The organism is Pseudogracilibacillus sp. SO30301A (genome assembly GCF_037072025.1).
In the GTDB taxonomy this organism is placed as follows: Bacteria; Bacillota; Bacilli; order Bacillales; family Amphibacillaceae; genus Pseudogracilibacillus.
Genome location: NZ_JAXHDD010000038.1, coordinates 14,161 through 38,109, shown reverse-complemented (window position 1 = coordinate 38,109; position 23,949 = coordinate 14,161). Strand labels below are relative to the sequence as shown.

At 37.9% G+C, this 23,949-nt stretch carries 17 protein-coding genes, 3 pseudogenes and 1 CRISPR repeat array; of the genes and pseudogenes, 15 read left to right on the top strand and 5 right to left on the bottom strand.

Annotated elements, in window-relative coordinates; all coding sequences use genetic code 11:
* Positions 1-50: 50 nt before the first annotated feature.
* Positions 51-1,970: direct repeats of the CRISPR family, unit length 33 nt; unit sequence GTCACTCCCTTAATAGGGAGTGTGGATTGAAAT.
* Positions 1,971-2,224: 254 nt separating this feature from the next.
* The 10 genes and pseudogenes from SPD89_RS16075 to SPD89_RS16030 all read left to right on the top strand — a co-directional run bounded on the left by SPD89_RS16075 (position 2,225) and on the right by SPD89_RS16030 (position 10,734).
* Positions 2,225-3,124, top strand: coding sequence for an ABC transporter ATP-binding protein (locus SPD89_RS16075; protein ID WP_336262964.1), 900 nt, complete (start codon positions 2,225-2,227; stop codon positions 3,122-3,124).
* 13 nt (positions 3,125-3,137) lie between these two features.
* Positions 3,138-3,884 carry an ABC transporter permease gene (locus tag SPD89_RS16070; RefSeq protein ID WP_336262963.1) on the top strand — a complete coding sequence of 249 codons (747 nt, stop codon included), beginning with the start codon at positions 3,138-3,140 and terminating at the stop codon, positions 3,882-3,884.
* Between the two features lie 33 nt (positions 3,885-3,917).
* Positions 3,918-4,367, top strand: coding sequence for a LytTR family DNA-binding domain-containing protein (locus tag SPD89_RS16065; protein ID WP_336262962.1), 450 nt, complete (start codon positions 3,918-3,920; stop codon positions 4,365-4,367).
* A gap of 1 nt (position 4,368) precedes the next feature.
* Positions 4,369-4,779 carry a DUF3021 domain-containing protein gene (locus SPD89_RS16060; protein WP_336262961.1) on the top strand — a complete coding sequence of 137 codons (411 nt, stop codon included), beginning with the start codon at positions 4,369-4,371 and terminating at the stop codon, positions 4,777-4,779.
* A gap of 579 nt (positions 4,780-5,358) precedes the next feature.
* Positions 5,359-5,991, top strand: coding sequence for a TetR/AcrR family transcriptional regulator (locus tag SPD89_RS16055; protein WP_336262960.1), 633 nt, complete (start codon positions 5,359-5,361; stop codon positions 5,989-5,991).
* A gap of 52 nt (positions 5,992-6,043) precedes the next feature.
* On the top strand, positions 6,044-8,317 hold the full coding sequence (locus SPD89_RS16050) for an ABC transporter permease (protein WP_336262959.1): 2,274 nt from the start codon (positions 6,044-6,046) through the stop codon (positions 8,315-8,317).
* Positions 8,318-8,320: 3 nt separating this feature from the next.
* On the top strand, positions 8,321-9,079 hold the full coding sequence (locus tag SPD89_RS16045) for an ABC transporter ATP-binding protein (RefSeq protein ID WP_336262958.1): 759 nt from the start codon (positions 8,321-8,323) through the stop codon (positions 9,077-9,079).
* Between the two features lie 541 nt (positions 9,080-9,620).
* A pseudogene (locus SPD89_RS16040) lies at positions 9,621-9,932 on the top strand (GNAT family N-acetyltransferase); the annotation flags it as partial.
* Positions 9,929-10,294 (top strand): hypothetical protein, encoded by a 366-nt coding sequence (locus SPD89_RS16035; RefSeq protein WP_336262966.1) that lies wholly within the window; start codon positions 9,929-9,931, stop codon positions 10,292-10,294. The pseudogene SPD89_RS16040 and the gene SPD89_RS16035, both read left to right, overlap by 4 nt.
* A pseudogene (locus SPD89_RS16030) lies at positions 10,279-10,734 on the top strand (hypothetical protein). The gene SPD89_RS16035 and the pseudogene SPD89_RS16030 overlap by 16 nt, the downstream one beginning before the upstream one ends.
* A 353-nt stretch (positions 10,735-11,087) precedes the next feature.
* Here SPD89_RS16030 and SPD89_RS16025 read toward each other — a convergent pair.
* The 5 genes from SPD89_RS16025 to SPD89_RS16005 all read right to left on the bottom strand — a co-directional run bounded on the left by SPD89_RS16025 (position 11,088) and on the right by SPD89_RS16005 (position 17,925).
* On the bottom strand, positions 11,088-11,417 hold the full coding sequence (locus tag SPD89_RS16025) for an AtuA-related protein (RefSeq protein ID WP_336262957.1): 330 nt from the start codon (positions 11,415-11,417) through the stop codon (positions 11,088-11,090).
* A gap of 4 nt (positions 11,418-11,421) precedes the next feature.
* A complete protein-coding gene (locus tag SPD89_RS16020; protein ID WP_336262956.1) occupies positions 11,422-12,738 on the bottom strand; it encodes an acyclic terpene utilization AtuA family protein in 1,317 nt (438 codons plus the stop codon).
* Between the two features lie 107 nt (positions 12,739-12,845).
* Positions 12,846-14,144 (bottom strand): CitMHS family transporter, encoded by a 1,299-nt coding sequence (locus SPD89_RS16015; RefSeq protein WP_336262955.1) that lies wholly within the window; start codon positions 14,142-14,144, stop codon positions 12,846-12,848.
* A gap of 195 nt (positions 14,145-14,339) precedes the next feature.
* The gene (locus SPD89_RS16010) at positions 14,340-15,701 is read right to left on the bottom strand and encodes a sigma-54 interaction domain-containing protein (RefSeq protein ID WP_336262954.1); all 1,362 of its coding nucleotides are present in this window, start codon (positions 15,699-15,701) and stop codon (positions 14,340-14,342) included.
* A gap of 925 nt (positions 15,702-16,626) precedes the next feature.
* On the bottom strand, positions 16,627-17,925 hold the full coding sequence (locus SPD89_RS16005) for an IS1380 family transposase (RefSeq protein ID WP_336262953.1): 1,299 nt from the start codon (positions 17,923-17,925) through the stop codon (positions 16,627-16,629).
* 334 nt (positions 17,926-18,259) lie between these two features.
* Between SPD89_RS16005 and SPD89_RS23150 the strand changes: the two are divergent.
* The 5 genes and pseudogenes from SPD89_RS23150 to SPD89_RS15985 all read left to right on the top strand — a co-directional run.
* Positions 18,260-18,358, top strand: a pseudogene (locus tag SPD89_RS23150) (hypothetical protein); the annotation flags it as partial.
* A gap of 162 nt (positions 18,359-18,520) precedes the next feature.
* Positions 18,521-20,329, top strand: coding sequence for a sigma-54-dependent Fis family transcriptional regulator (locus SPD89_RS16000; RefSeq protein WP_336262952.1), 1,809 nt, complete (start codon positions 18,521-18,523; stop codon positions 20,327-20,329).
* 224 nt (positions 20,330-20,553) lie between these two features.
* Complete coding sequence (lpdA, locus tag SPD89_RS15995) at positions 20,554-21,906, top strand: dihydrolipoyl dehydrogenase (protein ID WP_336262951.1); 1,353 nt, start codon at positions 20,554-20,556, stop codon at positions 21,904-21,906.
* 18 nt (positions 21,907-21,924) lie between these two features.
* Positions 21,925-22,872, top strand: a complete 948-nt coding sequence (locus SPD89_RS15990; RefSeq protein ID WP_336262950.1) for a thiamine pyrophosphate-dependent dehydrogenase E1 component subunit alpha — start codon at positions 21,925-21,927, stop codon at positions 22,870-22,872.
* Between the two features lie 20 nt (positions 22,873-22,892).
* Positions 22,893-23,933: an alpha-ketoacid dehydrogenase subunit beta gene (locus SPD89_RS15985; protein WP_336262949.1), complete on the top strand. Its 1,041-nt coding sequence runs from the start codon at positions 22,893-22,895 to the stop codon at positions 23,931-23,933.
* The last annotated feature ends 16 nt before the right edge of the window (positions 23,934-23,949 follow it).

Genomic DNA, 23,949 nt, shown 5'->3' with positions numbered 1-23,949 from the left:
GAGTGTGGATTGAAATATTTAAATTACTTCCAGTTCATAGTGTCTAATCTGTCACTCCCTTAATAGGGAGTGTGGATTGAAATACTCCCAAATCATTGCCGTCTTGTGATTCATAAACGTCACTCCCTTAATAGGGAGTGTGGATTGAAATAGACAACTCACTTTCTCCATGTTCATTTTCAGCAGGTCACTCCCTTAATAGGGAGTGTGGATTGAAATATTCCTCTCGTCTAACAAATTAATCAATCGTCGTCGTCACTCCCTTAATAGGGAGTGTGGATTGAAATAATTACTGAAGCTGGCGGTAATCCTGATTTTGTTGTCACTCCCTTAATAGGGAGTGTGGATTGAAATTCGTGAGATCCACTGAATATTATTATCCACTTCAGTCACTCCCTTAATAGGGAGTGTGGATTGAAATGTGGATGGCATTGTAAATTTACCTTTTGCCAATCGTCACTCCCTTAATAGGGAGTGTGGATTGAAATATGTTAGAGTTAGTTGTATGTTTGCATGTTGTCTGGTCACTCCCTTAATAGGGAGTGTGGATTGAAATATAACGAATTACAAGACATTAAAATAATTAATCCTGTCACTCCCTTAATAGGGAGTGTGGATTGAAATTGTCCCTTCCGAGGTGTATGCAGGAGCGTCCCCAAGTCACTCCCTTAATAGGGAGTGTGGATTGAAATATATCGCTACACCTTTCTTACGTAAATAAGTAAGTCACTCCCTTAATAGGGAGTGTGGATTGAAATCTTAAAACAGTTAGAGTCGGCCGGATTTGATGTTGTCACTCCCTTAATAGGGAGTGTGGATTGAAATTATGTTGGTGTCAAACTTCAGTTGTGAGTCCGATGTCACTCCCTTAATAGGGAGTGTGGATTGAAATATCCCTAGGAGAAGTCTCCCAGTCGAAACTCGCAGTCACTCCCTTAATAGGGAGTGTGGATTGAAATTATAATCGTACGAAAGAATTTAATCCGTGCTTTTGGTCACTCCCTTAATAGGGAGTGTGGATTGAAATCTTACCTTCTAATTATATTCTAATACATGTATTAGTCACTCCCTTAATAGGGAGTGTGGATTGAAATTTCATCTCCGTACCCTAAGATACGTACGATGTCTGTCACTCCCTTAATAGGGAGTGTGGATTGAAATGTCTTCTCATGTTGAATCACTCTCCAATGCTTGTGTCACTCCCTTAATAGGGAGTGTGGATTGAAATGAGATAATCAAGATAAAGGCCACCGCTTTCCCTTCGTCACTCCCTTAATAGGGAGTGTGGATTGAAATCGTTTAAATCCTTTAATGCATCAACATTATCTACGTCACTCCCTTAATAGGGAGTGTGGATTGAAATGCTAATTGAGTGGGCTGGTAAACCCTACAACAAAGGTCACTCCCTTAATAGGGAGTGTGGATTGAAATCATTGCAGGCATTACTTCGTGAAGTAAACAATCCGTCACTCCCTTAATAGGGAGTGTGGATTGAAATTACTTCGCAGTGGAGGTGAGATAAGATATGGCTTGTCACTCCCTTAATAGGGAGTGTGGATTGAAATAGGGGTATCTGCTTCTTCCGGATTGTCCAATTTTGTCACTCCCTTAATAGGGAGTGTGGATTGAAATACATCGAGAACAGCTAGGTTTATCTTTTTTATTGCGTCACTCCCTTAATAGGGAGTGTGGATTGAAATCGTTTAAATCCTTTAATGCATCAACATTATCTACGTCACTCCCTTAATAGGGAGTGTGGATTGAAATTCTAGAATTGCGGTTGTTTGTCTATTTAAATTTAGGTCACTCCCTTAATAGGGAGTGTGGATTGAAATCGCAATCTAGGTATGATAAAGATAACAACCAGCGTGTCACTCCCTTAATAGGGAGTGTGGATTGAAATAATAAAAAGGTTGCATATTTACGATATGTCGTGTGTCACTCCCTTAATAGGGAGTGTGGATTGCTAGTTAGTAGCTATTGAAAGGATATTGTAATGACTGCTGTATGTGTAATTCCTTTTTTGAATCACCCATCAAATTGTACATTCTTATATAGTCGAAAGTGTACACGCTTATTTTGACATTTATAGTCTAATCGTCAACCAGCATATATGTTATGCGAATTTTTCAGCACTTTATACATAGAACCTCGCATGTTATTCCATTCTATCCCGCAAATCCCCATTTCTTTTCCATAATATAAGTGAAAGGAGATGGTGAGTATGCTGACAATCAATAATGTAACAAAGTGTTTTGATCAAACAGAAGCTTTAAAAGATGTTTCCATTACCATTCCTGGGGGAACCTGCTATGGATTGGTTGGCCCAAATGGAGCAGGAAAGTCTACTTTAATTAAAATAATTACATCCATTATTCGCAACTACGAAGGAAAAATTGAATTTAATGAAAAACGAATCACCGACAAATCAAAACAGAAATTAGGCTATGTACCACAGGATATTGTTTTAGAGGAAGACATCTCAGCAGCCAGTAATTTACAGCTATTTGGCAGATTATACAATTTAAAAGGAAGCCAACTGAATCAGCGGATAAAAGAGGTGCTGGGACTAATTGGTCTTAGTGAAAGGAGTAAGGATAAAGTATTTACCTTTTCAGGAGGGATGAAACGCAGGCTGAATATCGGATGTGCACTGATGCATAATCCGAATCTTATCATCATGGATGAGCCTACTGTCGGCATAGACCCTCAATCGCGAAAATATATATTTCAAATGATTGGAGAACTAAAAGCAGGTGGAAAGACAGTTGTCTATGCCAGTCATTATATGGAGGAGATTGAAAAACTATGTGACTACGTTGCATTTCTTGACCGAGGAAAAATGATAGAGAACGGTGCGATAAGTGAATTACTTCAACAATATGCTGTTCCTTCCATTTATATAAAAGCAAATGGTATTCCTCAGAAAAAATTAGAGCAATATGGAACCGTTTCACAAGAGAAGGACGCATTTTTAATTTATACTGAAGAGCCGCTACCGTCAATGGAAAATATTATTTCCTACTGCAGAGAAAATAATGTTGATGTAGAACGGCTGGAGCTGGTTCGTCCTCGATTGGAGGATGTATTTTTCAGACTAACTGGAAGTAACTTAAGAGACTAAAGGAGGTGTTTTAATGAATGCAATTATGATCGTTGAATTAAAGAAACATTTACAGGATAAAGGTCTTGTTTTTTGGATGCTGATTTTACCAATTTTATTTACTGTTTTATTTATTTCCATATTCACAGCTGGTACCGACGAAGCGGTAAATAAAGATATTATCCAGTCCATTGTTCCAGGGTATATCGTTATGTTTGTATTTTTCATTATGATTTCGATGGTACAGGTGTTTATTAAAGATAGGGATAGAGGGATGACTGCTAGACTTGCAAGTACACCGCTCAAAAGCTATTATTATTTGCTTGGAAAGTGGCTCCCATTTACGTATATCGTTATGATTCAGATTGTGGTGTTATTTTTATTTGGAAAATTAGTTTATAATGTATCACTAGGACAGCCAATCATTCTGTTGATTTTGTCATTGTTCATTACGTTTACAGTGACAGCCATTGGATTGGCTATGTCACTTACTGTAAATACAGAAAATATGGGAATTGCTATTACACAAATCATTGCTCTAGGTGGAGCGATGCTAAGCGGGTTATGGATGCCATTGGAAATGATGCCAGACTTTATGCAAACAATTGCCCATTTTTTACCTCAGTATTGGGCACACCAGTCTTTTCAGGATGCCATGGCAGGAACCACACAAGTGTCGGAGCTTCTTCAAACGCTAGGGGTGTTATTTGCAATTGGGTTAGTTGCATTTTTTATCGCTATCGTCCGTTACCCATATTTTCTGAAACAAGCTGTAAACTAGCAGAAGACATGGAGCGCATTTGGAGGGGATGGAATGAAAATAAACATCGATATCGATGATAATCATGAAGAAACGCGGATAACAATCCAGGCGAAGGAATGGACGCAGGAACTGGAGGAAATCGTCAATATCATTAAAAAGAATAAGCAGCAGCGCTTACTTGGTGTAGATGAAGAGCAAACGATACTTCTAGAGCCAAAGGAAATTGATTTTATTCATTCCGAAAAAAGAAAAACATATGCTGTGTCCAAAGATTCACGTTTTGAAGTGAAAATGAAGCTGTATGAAGTAGAAGAATTCCTGATTCCCCATGGCTTTATGCGCTTTTCAAAGTCTGTTATCGGAAATATTCATCGTATTAAAAAATTTGAAGCGTCTTTTAATGGTAATTTATGTGTTTATTTTCAATCCGGCAGCAAGGAATATATTACCCGAAAGTATGTGGGTGCAATTAAAGATGAACTGATCAAGGGAGGGCAATAAAATGATACTTGAAATTTTAAGGCGCAGTATGCTGGGTGTGGCTTTTGGCGGCATAATTACGTTTATTGCTCTTACCATTATGAAAATAAATGCATTTGAGGCGACGGCTTCGGAAATATGGATGCATATGGCAGCCAGTATGTTATTAGGTGTATATTTTGGCATTTCCTCCCTTATTTTTGGAGACAGCGACAGTAATATCATTAAAAAGTCCATTATTCATTTTCTCCTTACTTATAGTGTATGGCTTATTATCGCTGTGACAGTCGGCTGGATATCGCTTAGTGGATGGGCTATTTTATGGAGCAGTCTGGCTTTCATTTTGCTATATATACTGAATTGGCTCGGCTGGTATCTTTATTTTAAAAGAGTTGAAGCTATGTTAAATAATCAGTTAAAAAAAAATAAATAATAGCTGGGGCTGGAGCGCCCTTTCAGAATGAGAAATCGGCGCTCGAAGCTGTATTGCTCTATGCAACTATCTTCCCGGTCACTGTTTGATGCAAGACGCCAAGGTTTACCCTTTTTCGGTCGCATTTAAAATAGCCCTTATAGTGCGTGTTCAAAAAAAAGGATCAAGAAGTTCGAGGCGGCGAAGTTTCGAGCAGCGGAATGTATGCATTTATATACATGAGTAGCGGAGAAACAAGCATTCGTGCGAAATTCGCAGTGTGATTTTTACCGGACTTTTTGAACATCCTCTTATAACACTTCCCATATATCATAGGCAATTTCTGTACATTCGTAGGGATCTATCGAACACGATAAATATAAGTTCGTAGATGCTGGAGCTATCATCCTGTCGTTCAAATAAATACGTCAGGATTAACTCTACAACAAAAATGAAACCACCAATCATTTTTTTCAATTAATGTTTTTATTTAAAAATAAGACCATAGTCTAGTAGACATTTAAAAATTTTTCATTATAATTTGATTATAGCATTTAATCGACAGGTAGACGGTCTAACAATAAGAGGAGGAGTGAGGTTGTGAGAATAGTCAAGGAGGCAGAGGAAAGAAGAAATGAAATTTTAGATGTGGCAGAAGCTTTGTTTAATCAACAGGGCTATGACGGAACAAGCACCAATGACATTTTGAAAAAGGTTGGAATTGCCAGAGGCACCCTGTATTACCACTTTGAAAGCAAAGAAGCAATCATGGATGGGATTATCGACCGTTATAACAAAAAAGTAATCGAAGGGGCACAAGCAATTGCAGGGAGAAAGGAAATACCTGTTATTGAACGATTACTTATGGCGATTACTTCCTTAAATGTGAGTGGAGCTGTTTCTGAAGAATTGATGACACATATTCATAAGCCGCAAAACGCCCTGATGCATCAGAAGATTCAGAAGGTATTATTGACAGAAATTACACCGATTTTTACAGGCATTATCCAGGATGGAATAGAAGAAAATATTTTCCACACAGCCTATCCTTATGAAAGCGTGGAGATGCTACTCGTGTATGCTACTACTATCCTTGACGATGGGATGATTGAATTAACGGAAGAAGAACAGTCACAAAGAATGAAAGCTTTTTCCTTTAATGCGGAAAGAATACTTGGAACAGAACAAGGGATGATTAGCGGGCAGTTGATGAAAATTTTAACAAAAGAATAGAGGAAAAGACATGTATCTTCGCATTATACGTAATGACCTTTTGAGGAACAAGTTGATTAGTATAACGACGATGTTATTCATCACTGCTGCAACAGCGCTTGTAAGTTTAGTAGCTATTTTAATCGTTAACCTTTCTGGCTCCATCGACACATTAATGAAGCAGGCTCAGGTACCAGACTTCTTGCAAATGCATGTGGGGAATCTGAATAAGGAACGACTGGAAAGTTTTGCTGCAGAAAATGAACATGTAAAAGATTATCAGGTGTTGGATTTTTTAAATATTGCGGGGGCAAACATTCAATTAGGTGAAAATAGTCTTGTAGAAAATATTCAAGACAATGGTTTTTCTACACAAAGTCCGTCTTTTGATTACTTGCTCGACTTGGACGGTCAGCCCATCCAGCCGATGGAAGGAGAACTATATGTACCTATCGATTATATGAAAGACGGCATCGCTCAGGTTGGGGATCAAGCAATGGTGGCCGGGAAAGAATTTAAAATTGCCGGTTTCCTCAGAGATGGGCAAATGAATTCACCCCTAGCTTCTTCAAAACGTTTTTTAGTAAGTGAAAAGGATTATCGAGAACTGGAATCAGAAGGCACGCTGGAATATTTAATTGAATTTCAACTGTATGATACATCCAAAACCAATGAATTTGAAACCGCATATGCCGATGCCGGATTAGAAGCCAATGGTCCAACGTTAACCAGCGCTTTGTTCAAAGTAATTAATGGCTTATCCGATGGTATTATGATTGCAATTATCCTACTAGTCGGCTTTTTAATCGTAATCATTGCTTTTATGTGCATTCGTTTTACACTATTAACAAAAATAGAAGAGGATTATCGGGAGATTGGAACGATGAAGGCGATTGGTCTACGGCTAGCGGATATCAAAAAAATCTATATAGCCAAATATGCTTTCATTGCTTTTGTTGGTAGCTTCATCGGCTTATTATTATCTTTTATTTTTAGTAATCCATTACTAGAGAATATCCGGCTTTATATGGGTGAAAGTCAGTATGCTGGCTGGAGCATTTTTCTGGCTATCTTTGGGAGTATCGTTGTTTTCTTGCTGGTGATTAGTTACGTTCATTTCTTATTGAGACGTTTTAGAAAAATCTCCGCTGCCTCAGCAATTCGTACTGGCAGTCAGGAGGAAAAAACCGCACGTAAAAATTATTTATTGCTTAGCCAAAATAGGCTACTGCCAACCAATGTATTTTTAGGAGTAAAAGATGTATTATCCCGAAAAAAGCTTTATGCTACCATGCTTATTGTTTTTTTGCTTTCATGCTTTATTATGATTGTTCCATGGAATACGTACCAAACCGTATCATCCTCGTCCTTTACGAAATATTTGGGCTTTGGAGAAATGGACTTGATGGTTAGTATGTATCCATCCGATGAACCGGTGGAAAATGAACAGCAAGTCGTCAATTATTTAAATGGGGATGCTTCCATTGATCAGTTTGTCCAAATTACCTCAAAATCTTTTAAAGCAAAGAAAGAGGATGGTTCAGAAGAGAAAATAGTCATTGAACTTGGAGACCATGCTGCATTTCCAATTGAATACAATGCAGGAAAAGCACCAGAACAGCATGATGAAATTGCTTTATCTTCCATGAATGCTACGGGGTTTGGAAAACAAGTTGGTGATAGGATTGAAATTATTACCAATGGCGAGCCGAAAAGCTTTGTTGTATCTGGGATTTACTCCAATATTTTGAATGGCGGAAGGACAGCAAAGGCAAATTTCTCAGATGAAACAGCTCCACCAATGTGGATTAACTATTACATAAAGCTTAACCATACTGATCAAATAGTTGCTAAAACGGAAGAAATTTCACAAGCCCTGCCTTTTGCGAAAGTAACAGATGCCCATCATCATAAGCAACAAATATTCGGCACCACCATGGCATCCATTAAAACAGGAGCAAACGTTGCCTTAATTGTAGCTTTATTCATTACAGGGTTAGTGAGCCTGTTATTTATGAAATTATTGGTCGCTAAGGATCGGTCGGCTATAGCGATGTTAAAAGCGATTGGATTTACCAATCAAGACCTTTCCGAACAATACACAGCTCGGGGAATTTTTATATTAATCATTGGTGTTGCTGGAGGAAGTATATTGGCAAATACTTTTGGAGAATCAATAGCAGGGATGGCTATCTCTTTCTTTGGTGTAGATACGCTCACCTTTGTAAGTCATCCGGTTATCTACTTGGGTTGTCCGTTATTGATGCTATTTGTCACATTACTAGCAACGAAACTGGGAACCAATCAAGCTGGAAGAATTGGAATCGCAGAAAATATAAAGGAGTAAACCATGAAAAAAATAATGGATGGGCAACATATTTATAAATCTTTTGACGCTGAAAAGGAAAGGATTAAGGTCTTACGAGATGTATCTGTCATCATTTATGAAGGTGAGTTTATCTCTGTGATGGGACCTTCAGGCTCAGGAAAGTCAACGTTACTCTATGCTTTAAGTGGAATGGATACTATAGATAGTGGCGAGGTAATATTTAATCATCAACGTCTGGGGGCATGTGGAGAAACAGAACTCTCCGATATCCGTCGACAGCAAATGGGATTTGTCTTCCAACAACCTATCTTTTTAAACAATTTAACGATTATAGATAATATTGTACTCCCCGCTATGCGAGACAATCGGAAAAAGGTAAAAGAATTAGCGAGTAAAGCACAACAACTTTTGGAAATAACAGGAATTGGAAATTTAGCCTATCGAATGCCGAATCAAGCTTCCGGGGGACAGCTGCAACGAGCTGGGATTTGTCGAGCCTTGATCAATGAACCGAAAATTATCTTTGCCGATGAGCCAACAGGAGCTTTAAATTCAAAGGCTGCCGAAGAAATTATGGGAAATTTTCTTAAAATTAACCAAGAAGGAATAACGATCATGCTAGTGACGCATGATGCGAAGGTTGCTGCTCAAAGTGAACGGGTGTTATTTATGAAAGATGGACAAATCATTGATGAACTGCAGTTAGGTAAGCTATCCAATCAGACGGTCGAGGAGCGGGCAGAAAGGGTAACAAGGAAAATGCTGAAAGTAGAAATGTAAATATGCCTTAAACAGGATGTTCAAAAAGTCCGGTAAAATGACACTGCGAATTTCGCACGAATGCTTGTTTCTCCGCTACTCATGTATCTAAATGCATACATTCCGCTGCTCGAAACTGCGCCGCCTCGAACTTCTTGGTTCTTTTTATCCTCCTTTTTGAACACGCATTTAAAAGGAAATATTTTAAGACGTGACATACTCATTTGAAAACGTTTCCGAAAGAGAAAGGATTCTATAAATTTAACTATAACAATTAAACACAGACATTTTAGGTAATTCTGAAACAAGTAGGATTGCAGGGATAATCGATTTTGGTAGTTCTAGTTTAAGAGATCAAGCGTATGATTTTGCTGAAATATATGTTTATTACGACAAGGGAAGGAGTAGTTAATTTTTGGAAATTAAATTTTCGAAATTATAGGATGTTTCATTGATTCACGACTTGATGATGAAGGCATTTATGAAATATAAAAATGAAGTTGCTCCATCAAGTGCTAGAGGAGACTGGATATTAATAGCTTTTTAAAACAATGAGAAAGGTTTAATTGCTTATATTGATCATAAGCCAGTTGGAATAGTTCGTTTTCAATTAAATGATATTGGACATTATTTTTATAGATTATCGGTTATTTCGGCTAAACAAGGAAAGGGGATTACGAAGAAAATATTAAAATCCCTTGAAGATTATGAGAAAAACAAAGAAGCATCCGCAATATTTTGTAAAGTTCGATTGACCGTACCAAAAAATATTCAATTGTATAGAAGCGTAGGCTACCATATATTTGGATACAAAGTCATACTTATGGAGAAGATTCAGAAACGAAGAGAAGATTTAAAAATTTGCTTGATGTGAGTGGATTGACACCTCAACTTAAGTCCATTGCCCTACAAGCTGCAACACGAGAGGAAATTGAATTATTTCTTATTCCGAGTTATGTTGATAGAGTAAAAGAGTTAAGTAATGCTAATGGTGGGGAAGCAGGGATGAATGTGATAGTAGGAAGAGGTTCATATGAAATTGCCTTGTTATCCACGGGTGGAGCAATTATGGACGTCGATGCGGAGATGGAAGGTGAAGTTGAAATTGTTTATGTTTTAACTAGACCACCAGCTCATCATGCGGACGCTGAAGAAGGAATGGGTTCTGTATCTTTAATAACGTTGCAATTGCAGCTAAATATGCTAAATGAAAATATAATTTGGAACGTATTCTAGTACTCGATTGGGATGTACACCATGGATACGGAATTGAGCAGGCGTTTTAAGATGATGACAGCACTTTATTTATATTTATTCATCAAGATCAAATACTGAGGACAGATGGTGGTTTTATAAAGGATAGTGTTGAAAGAAAAGGGTACAACGTCAACATCCCATTACCGTCTGGAACAGGAAATGCGGGATATATGCATGCATTTGAAAAAGTTATTGGACCTATTGCAGATCAATTCAAATCAGAAATTATCGTATCAGCTGGACAAGATCCAAGCATCTTTGATCCACTAGCTAAAATGATGGTAACGGCTGAAAGATTTTACAAGTTTACTGTCTTTATGAAAAAGTTAGCGGATAAGCATTGTGATAGTCGATTAGTGTTGTGCCATGAAGGCGGTTATATTGCAACGTATGTACCTTTCTGTTCTTGCAATAGTTGAAGTGATGAGCAAAATTAAAACAAAAGTTAATGATCCACATATGGAAAGTGTTGGGGCACCAGTCAATACATTGTTCCCGCATGAGGAGGAAGTAGTTCAAAAAGTAATTGAACCAATCTAAGTATTGGGACTTCAGTAATTAGTGAATTAAGGTAAAATAGTAGTCGGATTTTTCGAGAGCTATAGATGCCATATAAAATAAGTGAAACCAGTTCTAGTGGATGAATGGTGCTAAACCTGAAAGGCACATCATACGGATCTACCAGAACTGGGTTTTATAATGCAAGATTGATATTGAATGTTTATTTTGATTAGCTAAACACTCGATTTATCATAACCCGGTATTTTTTATTTTAATTATTTTTTTCCTGGATTTCTATTTCCATTTCTAAAAAGGCAGAACTAATACTTTTTCCATGTGTATCCATCGCAAGTGAAGTAGTCACTCCGCCTCCTAAACTATCTTCGCAAACAAAGTTAAAAGCTTTTATGTTTTCAAGATCGTATCTTTGTACTTCACCTTTTATAATATGCTTCAAATGTTCTTTTACTTTTTCAGGGGTAACTTCCTTCGCCAACCAATCATAGTCATCTTCTTTATAAGGGATTAGTGAGAGATTCAACGTATTCCCTTTATCTCCTGTTCTACTATGTGCGATATCTAATAATTTAACTTTGCTCATGTTCTCACTCCAATATGTCTGTCTTGATTTCGATAGTGGATCGATCGATAAGGGTTGAAACAATACCAATGACTATTTCAACTCTTTTTCTAGCTCCACCTCCACCTGCAGGACCATTTGTATAGAGCGCCTCTACTTCATGGCCGACTATTTTTGCCTCTTCTTCCGTTTTACATAAGGAGGCAACTCGGAGACGAACTTCATAAGGATGATGGTGACCGAACTGTCCATGGTGAAGGGAAGAAACTCCGATTAAATCTGCTTTCATATTTGTCACCCTATCTTTTAATCTTTCGTTGACAATGTCCTCAGCTAGTTTACCTCTATCTAATGCAGTGGAACCAGCATAGGATATTTCTCCTTCTCCTAAATAACCAGCGTGATAACCAACGGAAACTTTTAATTGATCGGGTCTTTTTGTTCCTGTGGCTCCAGAAACTAATACTTCATCTTTTGCAACTTCTGTTAAATGAGCTGTAGAAAAATTAGCGATACAATCAGGTGTTACATATTTTTTAGGATCGTGAACCTCGTATAAAAGTTGTTCTTTTACCGTTTGTAAATTGACAGTTCCTCCAGCATTGGGTAGTTTTGTAATAATCGCTTTCCCATCAGGTTCAACGATGGCGAAAGGAAACCCCAAATCGGCGAGTCTGGGAACATCTTTTTTTCCGGGATCTGCAAAATATCCACCAGTTACTTGTCCTGCACACTCTAATAAATGTCCAATTAATGTACCTTTCCCAATGAGATCATAATCTTCCACATCCCAATTGTAGTTATGGACAATAGGTGCCAGAAATAAGGAAGGATCAGCAACTCTACCGGTTACGATAATATCTGCATCTGTGTCTAATGCAGGTAACAATGCATCAATTCCAAGATAAGCATTGGCGGAAATAATCGGTTCAAAAAGGTCGATACTTTGATTGTTTTCGAGTTTTTTCCCTTGAAAGTCTAACAACTCTGTAACATCATCACCAGTAACGGCAGCTACTTTACATGTTAGTCCCATTTCGTGTGCAATTTCTAAAATTTTCTTCGCTGCACCTATCGGATTTGCTGCACCCATATTTGTAATGAGGCGAACTTTATTATTCATTAAGGATGGCAGCAAATATCGCATACGTTCTTCGAGATACTCATTATAACCTAGTTCAGGATTTTGTCTTTTTTGTTTTTGAGCAAGTGCTATAGTTCGTTCTGCCAAACATTCTAAAATAAGATAGTCTAATTTTGCTTCTTCTACGAGGGCTTTTGCTGGTTCGATACGATCACCTGCAAACCCTGCACCAGAACCGATTCGTAACAAGATAAACACTCCTTTTGTTTCGCTGTTTTGGCAGATAAGAAAGTATAAATCCTTTCTTACTGCATAAGTGCAACTAAGGCTTTCGCTGTAAGATTGGCGAAAGCCAAATTTTCTAATCAAATCGTAATCGTGATAGCTCCTGTAATAAATGCGACAATCGTCATAATAATTGTTGTTCCAAACGCCCATTTAAAAATAAAACGTTGGTGGTCAGCAAGATCTACTTTTGCTAATCCTAATAAAAGGAAAGTGGAAGCAGTAAGCGGACTTAATGGGAATCCGACTGTCATCTGTCCTAAAATTGCTGCTCGACCGATCTCGGCAGTCGCTATACCGTAAGCACTTGCTGTTTCACTTAATACAGGTAAAACTCCAAAGTAATAGGCATCAGGTGTAAACACTAAACTAAGTGGCATACTTGAGATGGCAACAATTAACGTCATAAAAGTTCCAGCACTATCTGGAATAAAGCTTACGAGTGATTCAGCCATCGCTTCAATCATACCTGTACCAGAAAGAACTCCAGTAAAAATACCGGCTGCAAATATAATGGACACTACGGTTACGACACCTGTAGCTTGTTCTGTAATTCGATCTTGTTGTTCAGCTGGATTTGGATAGTTTACGATTAGTGCAATGGCAAATGCAATCATGAAAATAATAGGTAGCGGTAGCCATACTTGAACAAGAGCAACCAGTGTGATAATTGTAAGAGTGACATTAAACCAGAATAGTTTTGGTCGTCTTGCATTTAAATCTTCTTCACTTAATTCTTGTTTGTAATCGAATTCAAAATCTTGAACGCCTATTCTCTTTCTTTCTCTTTTTCCAAGAATATAACTAACAAATAATACCCAAATAAGTCCAACAATCATAGCGGGTATAACTGGAATAAACAAATCGGCTGTATCTACGCCGAGAGATGTAGCTGCCCGTGCCGTCGGGCCTCCCCAAGGTACGATGTTCATCGTACCAGCACTAAGAGCGACGACTCCTGCAAGTACGAGACGACTCATGCCTAATTTTTCGTAAAGTGGAAGTAATGCAGGTATTGTAATTAAGAAAGTAGAGGCACCAGAACCATCGAGATGAGTGAGCATTCCGATGAGAGCGGTTCCAATGACAATCTTCATTGGATCACCTTTTACTAGTTTCAACACCCTGGAGATGACTGGATCAAATAGTCCAACTTTACTCATGAGTCCAAAAAATAGAATAGCAAATGCAAGCATGATTCCTGTCGGTGCTACTCCCGAAACCCCTTCTAAAATCATCTCACCAAGATCGGTAAGATCACTCGTAAATATTCCAAAAATAAGTGGAACTAAAATTAAGGCAACAATAACTGAAACTCTTTTAGAAAGAATTAGGTATAAAAAGATACCAATAGTTAAAAAACCAAATAATGCCAACATTTTAATACCCTCCTTTTTACATAAATACAAATGCAATTACCGTGCCAAATTAAAAAGCCTTTAAAATAAGGCTTTTAAAAATGTGTTATTTCTAAAAAAAAAGAAACATATATTTCCAAAAGGTCTCGTATCTTTGTCCTAAAGGAGGTTTCTAATATATTGAATGTTTTTCATTCATTTCTAAAATGTTAGAAATTATAAGTTAATTTCGAACTTAGCAATTTTATTGTATAAAGAAGCTAAGGAAATACCTAACTTATTTGCAGCAGCTTTTTTACCTTTCACCGTTAATCCCGTATTTTGAAGTGTTTCGACAATAATAGCTTTTTCCGTTTCTATCAACGTTTTCTGCAAGGAACGAGTAGCTGGATTATTTGGCTTTGCAGCTATTTTGATAGAAGGTGGCAAATCTTCCCGTGTGATGATGTATTGATCGGCCATACTAATCGCATAATGAATCGTATTTTTTAATTCTCTAATATTACCAGGCCAATCATATTGGTAAAGTGCATTCATTACTTCTTCGTCAAATTGAAAATCAGTATAATTACTTTGCTTTTTCACTAGATAGGATACGATCCCTGGAATATCATCTTTTCGATTACGAAGTGGTGGAATAGAAAGATGAACAGTATTAATTCGATAGTAAAGATCTTCACGAAAAAGCTCTTTTTGCACCATTTTTGATAAATCTTTATTTGTTGCAGCGATAATACGAACATCTATTTGTTTTTCCGTTAATCCGCCAATCTTTCGAAAAGTTCCTTCTTCCAAAACTCGTAGTAACTTTGATTGAAGGTCGAGCGGCATATCGCCAATTTCATCTAAGAAAAGTGTCCCCTTGTTTGCAAGTTCGAATAGACCGATTTTTCCATCTTGTTTTGAGTTTGTAAACGCACCTTCTTCATAACCGAATAACTCACTCTCTAGAAGTGAGCTTGGAATGGCAGCACAATTTACTGGTACAAAAGGACCGGTATCCCGGGTACTCTTTTGATGAATGGCATGTGCGAAGATCTCCTTACCAGTTCCAGATTCTCCAGTAATTAAAATATTTAAATCTGTCGGGGCAATTTTTTTAGCTTGATCAATCACTTTTTGAATAAGAAGATTGTCCCCAACGATATCTGAAAAAGCATATTTCGCTTGATGCATGAGCCCAACTGTTTTTTCTAGTTGATTGATTTTTTGCTTACTTTTCTTCAATTCATTCGTTAATAAATAAAGCTCGGGCATACTTTTACAAATAGAAACTGCACCAACTATTTTCTCGTTTTGGTAAATCGGTGCCATATCGACGACATATTCCATTCTTTTTTCTTTACGGAAAACACCTTCCTTCGGTTTTCCACTTTTTAAAACAGTAGGAAGCAATGCACCAGGGCGGACGTGGACGAGTGGTTTCCCAATAATTTGTTCTTTTGTGACACCTGTTATATTTGTATATTCTTCATTAATTAATTGAACAATTCCCGAATCATCGATGACGAGAATACCATCATGAACTGCTTCAATGATACTTTCGAGCCAACTAACTTTGTTTGTTTCTACTAGCATAAAATCCCTCCAATGATTAGTAATTTATCAATAAATCGCTATTTTTGGACGAGCAAAACTAGGGGTTCTTCGTTTAAGTATATTTTGGTCATAGGTAGATATACATATTGAGCTTAAATAAAAAGGTTTTCATCTTAGATTATAACATTTCTTTTATCTAACGAGTTTAAAGGGAAATTTAATTAGTGGTAATTTTTATCTAATATTAGATTGTTTGTCACAGATTATCAATATGCAATATGTATTATAACACGATATACCTAATCGGTTAATCTGTACTTTTGCCTTGGGAAAACGACAAGGCAAAGAAAGATAAGTTGGAAAATCTAGATGTAAAATAGTTCAAAATATAAGTTGCTAACTACCTTATATCACCTAATAGGAAATATAGGAGTATATTATATTTTTTGAAGAGGATGTTCAAAAAGTCCGGTAAAAATGACACTGCGAATTTCTTCGTTGGCTTGCTTTTCCGCTGCTCATGTATTTAAAAGCATACATTCCGCTGCTCAAAGCTGCGCCGCCTCGAACTTCTTGGTCCTTTTTATCCTCCTTTTTGAACACGCACTTGAATAGTTATTTTTATTTATTTTAATGCCTTGAATGGGGATTATAGGCTAATTCTGAAAAACTCGAATAAATTCAGCAATATAAAAAGCATAAGTCGAAAGGAAATCTCTGATGAACAAGTCGAGGTTAAATTCAATTAAAACCAAATTAATCGTAGTTTCTATTTTAAATTTAACTATCCCATTAATTATCCCAAATTACGAAAGTAAATTTGCTGAACATTAATTCAGCAGGAATTTGGTAATATATTGAAAAACTGGATGTTGAAAATTTCTGAACCTGGAAAATTGGATATAGGTTCCCCCTCCCCAAAATGAAGGGGCGCGGAATTTCCAATTTATTCAGTTACTGCCAGTCATTCAAGCTGCTTTACGCTATTAACCATGTTTGTAAAATCCCTTTTATGAAGGTAGCCTTCCTGAATCTTTAACATGATTTGTCTGGCATGATAGACGAATACTCCTGCTGCCTGAACGATTTCCCTGCGAAATCTTTGAATGGTATAGCTTTTCATGGGGGCAGGGCAATGATCCATTTTAAAAAGTTCAAACAGGTTGTACGCAAATAACTTGATCAATAGGTCCAGTTCGTTGACCTTAAATGATCCGGTTGGGATCCGGTTGATGGAAAACCCGTATTTGGCTTCCTTGATGTAGTTTTCCATGCAGGCCCTTTGGTTGTAAAAACGCCAAATGTCCATCGGAGACCAATCCATGGTATGGACAATGGCTTCATGTTCCCAGATAAAATCTATCAATTGCACTTGGTCCATCTCGAAACGAGCAGCTTTCCGGATGACTGAAACGCTTCTTGGCTTATCCCAGGAAGTTGCTTGATAGTTGATCGTTTTGCCTTCAATAACGATGTCTTCATCGACGAACCTGGTCCATGGCTGCGGATCGGTATAAACGGCTTTCGCCAAACGGCCTGTCCACTTCAGTTTGCCGGCGTAGTCAATCTGCTTCCCTTCCCAATATCCGTAAAAGTCCTCTCCGGCAAAGCCTTTGTCAAAGCGGGCATAGGAGACAGTCTGGGATTCAGAAAGCAGATTCAGGGTCTCTTCCGCGAGATCAATGGCATTGTCGGCCGTATGCCGGTTTCCGGGCCGCAGGGCTGCATTCAAGCATAGACGAGTTTTCCCTTCATACACCAGCAAAGGATGGTAGCTTTTGCGGCCGGGTTTATGGGGATTGGGCCCTGTTTTAGCCAATTCCTGATGACCATAGACGGTTTCTATGGTTGAATCAAAGTCCAGGATCAAGGAGGATGGCAAGGCAGGTTCAATGATATCGTGCATCAGCTCTTTGATGTCCAGCTGCACATTGAATTTGGCAAGATATCTTAAGTCTTTGCCCAATAAAGAATAATGTGGGCAACTGCCGCCCATAAACTGCTGTACCAGGGCATCCTTCTCCAAGGAACGAAAGTGGAAAAGCCGGCTACAGGAAGCCATCCAGCCAATGATCAAATAGACAATGATTTTGCGAAATGGAAACTTTGAATTGCCTTTCTTGATTGAATCAAAACAACGAAACGTGCCTTCGATCTTCATTTGTTTCAAGAACTGAAGGAATGGCAGCAGTCCAGCAATATTAGTGGAATTTTTTAAATTAAAGCTAACTTTAATATTTGATAGGTTTGTGGTAAACTTCACCTTAAAGGTGCTCCTTTCTTTGGGTATTTTGGTTTCACAAACCTAATTATACCAAAGGCTGGAGCCCTTTTTGTATTTAGTTACTAGATTTCACTTTCGTAATTCAGGATTATTTTTAGTTATCAAAAAAAGTGCAGTTTAGATGATTTTGGTGCTGTTAATTTACAGAATAGTGTTAAGATGACTATAGAAATGATTGATGCACTGAATGAAAAAGTTGTAAACGGTAATCTCTCACTACAGTAAGTATAAAAAAAGTAAAGGTTGCAATTCTTGGAGAAAAACATTCTGATGGAACACGTCCAATTAATAATAATGTGAAAATGGGTATTTATTTATATTAGAAGAGAATGGGATGATGGTTGGTCATCCAAAACGTGAAACGACAAATATGTGGGATGAAGAAGATCCTAATGGTGTTAAGTATATATAAGAAATGATACAAGTTGGAAAGATAATGGTGGTTTTACTTTTTATGATTTCTCTTTATCTGATTATCTTTCTAAAAAGATACACTTTACATATGTGGTGGAGAAAATTTATAATAAAGATATGATATAAAAGAAATATTCTGATAATTTAGGAGGTGTTATAATTGAAACAAGATATGGAATCAAGGCAAATTTGGGAACATTTTCTTAAAAATGAGTCGGTGACAAAGAAGGAAGATTTAAAAGAGGATATTATTACATCATGGTATTATTGTAAGGACAATAATGTGAATCCTTATAGTGGTGTGGCGAAAGATGTTTTAGATTTGTCGACGTTAGAGCAGAAACGGAAAGAAAATGAAATGCTGTTGCAATTAGCAAGACCACATATCCAACAATTGCAAGAATTTTTAAAGGGTTGGCGTTATATTACGACGATTACAGATCGAGATGGATATATTTTGTTAGAGCAAGGTGAGAAGACAGTCAGTATGGAAGCGAACAAAATTAATTTCACTGAAGGCTCGAAATGGGTTGAGAGTGAGGTTGGCACAAATGCGATTGGATTGGCACTACGATTAAAAAAGTCCATTTCAGTAATGGGTTATGAGCACTTTTCAGTAGCATCGCAACAATGGAATTGCACCGCTGCTCCTATTTTCGATCATAATAATGAAGTAATTAGCATATTCAATGTTTCTAGCTTATATCGATCCATTAATTACAATTATATCTTGGCATGTGTTCAATTAGCAGCAAACTCTATTTCATTAGCGTGGAAAAATCAGATGGAACAAGACGTGAAGTTTCTAAAGCAGTCGGAATGGAGCGATGAAGGAATTAGCATTGTCTGTACGTTTAATGATGTTATTTGTTCTTTACCGAATAAATTACTTCCAGCTTATCAAGAATATATCGGTCATTCTATTACAACATTTAGTCGGGAAACGAATATCGATGTGGCGAGGTCGCAAATCCCTATTATTCACAAAGAACGTATGATAGGATATCGAGTCCCGATTACCATTCCGGAGAAGGAAACATCCGTCTATTTTAGAGGAATTAAAGGGACAAGCACCGCGTTTCAAAAAGTGCTAGATAAGGTGAAGAAAGTGGCACCTAAAGGGACAGCGGTTCATCTATTCGGGGAAACTGGTTCGGGAAAAGAGTTAATTGCTCATGCAGTCCATGAAAATAGTAATTATGCAAATGGTCCTTTTATAACGGTTAATTGTGGCGCTGTGCCAGAAAGCTTATTAGAAAGTGAATTTTTTGGCTATGAATCTGGAGCCTTTACTGGTGCGAATCATAAAGGTAATAAGGGCAAGTTAGAACAAGCGGATGGTGGTACATTATTTCTCGATGAAGTGGAAGAAATGCCACCGTCGATGCAAGTGTTATTGCTTAGGGCTATACAAGAGCGGGCAATTACCCGTATAGGTGGAACAGAGACGATTCCGTTAAATTTTAGAATGATTACAGCGTCGAATGAAGATATTCGAGAGTTAGTAAAACAAGGAAAATTTAGAGAAGATTTATTTTATCGTATTTACGTTTTTCCAATTACCATCCCGCCATTACGAGAGCGGAAAGAAGATATTAAATATATGATTCAAGATTATTTAAGAAAAAGCAATTGGTTTCCAAGCTGGCATCTGCGTTTAGAGAAGATTTTCATGGAAGCAGAATGGAAAGGAAATGTTCGGGAGTTATATAATGCGCTTGAACGTTGTGAAATTCTCTATGGTGATGAGGTTCCAACTGATGCGGCAATAATGGAGCTTGTTTCTATATTAGAGCCTGTTTCCCTAAAAGAAAAGAATGCAGAAGATTATCGTTTTACGGAACGAATCGAAATCGAGAAAATTAAAGAGGAACTCATTCATCAAACTGGTAATGTTCCTGCAGCGGCAGAGGAGCTCGGCATGTCACGGGCTACTTTATATCGAAAAATAAAGAAATATAATCTATGAGATGATAGGAGAAAAAATGAGAAAAAGTGAGAATCGATGTTTTCTCACGTCATAAACGTATGAATATTGATTGTAATGACGGTCATGCCAAGGAAAAGAATACTTGGCATGATTTTTGCATGTATAAAGGTAAGAAGTAAAGAAGGAGGGATTCTAACGAAAAAGACAACGATACGAAGCATAAAGATGTTCATTTCTTATGTGTAGGAAAAGGAGATGGTCTATTGAAGAAATATGATGTAGTTGTAATTGGATCTGGACCTGGTGGATATGTTTCAGCGATTCGGGCAGCTCAATTAGGAAAAAAAGTTGCGATTGTTGAAAGGGATAAAATCGGTGGATCTTGTTTGAATGTAGGTTGTATCCCTTCAAAAATATTATTGAAATTTGGGGAAATAGTAGAAGACATTAAGAAAGCAAACCATTGGGGAATAAAAGCGAATGATGTATCCATTGATGTTGAAAAATTAATGCAGCGAAAAGACAAGGTAATGGAAGCATTAACGATGGGGATAGATTCATTATTAAAGAAGAACAAGGTTACTCTTTATGAAGGCGATGCACAAGTGAGGGATGATCTGACAGTTACGATTGGCAATGAAAATATAAAAGGGAACGATATTTTATTAGCAACAGGGAGTACCCCTTTTGTTCCATCAATCAAAGGGTTAGACAAAATTGATTATATGACAACGGATACATTTTTTAATATGAAAGAATTGCCAAAGTCCTTATGTATTATTGGTGGTGGTGTCATTTCAGTGGAGCTAGCTACTGCAATGGCTGCGCTAGGAACGAAAGTAACCATCGTAGAAGTGGCGGAAGATATTTTATTAACAGAGGATGCAACTGCTCGCAAAGTGGTGAAAAACCATTTGGCAAAACAAAAGATAGATATTTTCACAGCTGCTAATATAACCGAAATTAAGCGAGGGGAAGTGTTATTAAAGGAAAAAACTATTTCATTTAATGATTTATTAGTTGCCACTGGAAGAAGGCCTGTTACTAAATTAGCTCAAGATTTGAAATTGAAAATGGATGAGACAGGGAAGTTTGTCACGGTAAATGATAGGTATGAAACGAGTAAGCAACATGTGTATGCAGTTGGTGATCTTATTAGTGGTCCTCAGTTGGCTCATGCTGCAAGTGCTGAAGGCCTGGTTGCGGTTCATGCGATGGCTAAAAAGCAGCACAATAAGGTAGGGCAATTGGATATTCCACGTTGTGTGTACACCTTTCCTGAGATCGCTTCCATTGGTTTAAGTGAAGAACAAGCAAAAGAAGCCGGTTATGATGTACAAGTCGTGCAGTCTAGTTTTAATGGGAATGGTAAAGCAATGTCGGCAGGGGAAACAGATGGATTTGTCAAAATCATTTCTGAAACGAAGTATCAAGAAATATTAGGTGCTGTTGTCGTTGGAGGCAATGCGACAGAGTTAATTAGTAGCATCGTAGGGGTGAAATATGCAGAAGGAACCGTAATGGAATTAGCACATATGATTTGGCCTCATCCAACATTGTCAGAGGCAATTGGTGAAAGTGCGAATGCATTATTTGGACAAGCAATCCATATGTAAAAAAAGGGAGGAAGGAAAATGGATAAAGAAAAAGCGCTGTGGATATATCAGAAGATGAATGAGATTAGATATTTTGAAGAAGAAGTTCGTCGTACCTTTGGGAAAGGTGAGATTCCAGGTTTCGTCCATTTGTATGCTGGGGAAGAAGCGGTTGCTACTGGAGTTATGGCCCTGTTAGAGGAAGAGGATTATATTACGAGTACACACCGAGGTCACGGTCATGCGATTGCAAAAGGTTGTGATATCAAAGGAATGATGGCAGAAATAATGGGGAAGAAAGATGGGCTTGGTCGTGGTAAAGGTGGTTCGATGCACGTAGCAGATGTGGAAAAAGGAATGCTAGGTGCGAACGGCATCGTTGGTGGTGGATTTGGTATCGCTGCGGGAGCAGCATTGACGATTAAAACGTTGAAACAAGAACATGTTGCAGTTTGTTTCTTCGGTGATGGTGCTTCCAACGAAGGTGTATTTCATGAAGGGTTAAATCTTGCGTCGATTCTAGATTTACCAGTGGTTTTTGTTTGTGAAAACAACCAATTTGGTGAAGGGACTCCATTTTCATATGCGAGTGCTTCTGAAACGGTAGCAGAACGAGCGGTAGTGTATGATATGCCAGGTGTACGTGTCGATGGCATGGATGTATTAGAAGTATATAATGCGACAAAAGAAGCGATTAAACGAGCGAAATCTGGTGAGGGTCCATCCTTAATCGAATGTGATACGTATCGTCATTACGGTCATTTTGAAGGAGATGAACAGAAGTATAAATCAGATGATGATAAAAATAAAGACCGGGATCCGATTCCAGAGTTTAAGGAAAAAGCAATTAAAAAAGGTTGGTTTACGTCGGAACAAGCTGATGAAATTGAGGCTGCTGCAGAGAAAACAGTGGAAGAAGCGGTTGAGTTTGCCCAAGCAAGTGCATTACCTGATATAGATTCTCTATATGAGGATGTTTTTGCATAAAAAAGGAGGAGTGAGTAACGATGAGAAAAATTTCATTTATGAATGCCATTACAGAAGGTATGGATATGGCAATGGATCATGATAATAAAGTTATTTTAATTGGAACGGACGTTGCTGGTGGAGCAGGCGTCGATCATCTCGTGCAAGATGATGTGCATGAAGATGCGTTTGGTGGTGTGTTCGGGTTATCAAAAGGATTAGTCGGTAAATATGGCAGAGAAAGAGTCATCGATACGCCGATTGCAGAGCATGGTTATTTTAGTGCGGCAGTTGGAGCCGCAGCGACTGGATTACGACCGATTGCAGAATTAATGTTCAATGATTTTGTTGGATTTGCTTTAGATCCAATTTTAAACCAAGGTGCTAAAATGCGGTATATGTTCGGAGGTAAAGCACGTATACCGATGACGGTACGGACAGTACATGGTGCAGGAGTTGGCGCAGCAGCACAACACTCCCAAACATTATACGGTATGTTCGGGGCAATCCCAGGGGTAAAAGTCGTGGTGCCTTCGAATCCATATGATGCAAAAGGGTTAATGTTAGCAGCTGTCGAAGATGATAATGTTGTTGTATTTTCAGAGGATAAATCGATCTATGGGATAAAGGGAGAGGTTCCTGAAGAATATTATACCGTTGAAATTGGCAAGGCAAAAGTAACGAGAAAAGGAACGGATCTATCGATTGTTGCCATTGGTAAAATGGTTCATGTAGCAGAGGAAGTAGCGGAAAAATTAGCAGCAGACCAAGTTTCCGTTGAAGTGATTGATTTACGGACAGTTGCACCTTGGGATGAAGAAACTGTCACCGAGTCGGTGAAGAAAACGGGGCGACTCATCGTGGTGGATGAGTCCAATCCCCATAATAATACTGCAACAGATATAGCGTCTGTTGTAGCGGATAAAGCATTCGATTATTTAGATGGACCGATTAAAACTGTTTGTGCGCCGAATACTCCAGTTCCTTTTGCGTCGAACCTTGAACAAGCGTATATACCAGATAGAGAAAAAGTATTGAAAGTAGCAGCGGAATTAATTGTTGATTTAAAAAACACACCGTAAACTAAGGAGGTGAAAG

Bases quoted from the DNA above. Each gene is read 5' to 3' on its own strand.
- SPD89_RS16075 (WP_336262964.1), top strand. From the start codon at position 2,225: ATGCTGACAATCAATAATGTAACAAAGTGTTTTGATCAAACAGAAGCT.
- SPD89_RS16070 (WP_336262963.1), top strand. From the start codon at position 3,138: ATGAATGCAATTATGATCGTTGAATTAAAGAAACATTTACAGGATAAA.
- SPD89_RS16065 (WP_336262962.1), top strand. From the start codon at position 3,918: ATGAAAATAAACATCGATATCGATGATAATCATGAAGAAACGCGGATA.
- SPD89_RS16060 (WP_336262961.1), top strand. From the start codon at position 4,369: ATGATACTTGAAATTTTAAGGCGCAGTATGCTGGGTGTGGCTTTTGGC.
- SPD89_RS16045 (WP_336262958.1), top strand. From the start codon at position 8,321: ATGAAAAAAATAATGGATGGGCAACATATTTATAAATCTTTTGACGCT.
- SPD89_RS16025 (WP_336262957.1), bottom strand. From the start codon at position 11,417: ATGAGCAAAGTTAAATTATTAGATATCGCACATAGTAGAACAGGAGAT.
- SPD89_RS16015 (WP_336262955.1), bottom strand. From the start codon at position 14,144: ATGTTGGCATTATTTGGTTTTTTAACTATTGGTATCTTTTTATACCTA.
- SPD89_RS16010 (WP_336262954.1), bottom strand. From the start codon at position 15,701: ATGCTAGTAGAAACAAACAAAGTTAGTTGGCTCGAAAGTATCATTGAA.
- SPD89_RS15990 (WP_336262950.1), top strand. From the start codon at position 21,925: ATGGATAAAGAAAAAGCGCTGTGGATATATCAGAAGATGAATGAGATT.
- SPD89_RS15985 (WP_336262949.1), top strand. From the start codon at position 22,893: ATGAGAAAAATTTCATTTATGAATGCCATTACAGAAGGTATGGATATG.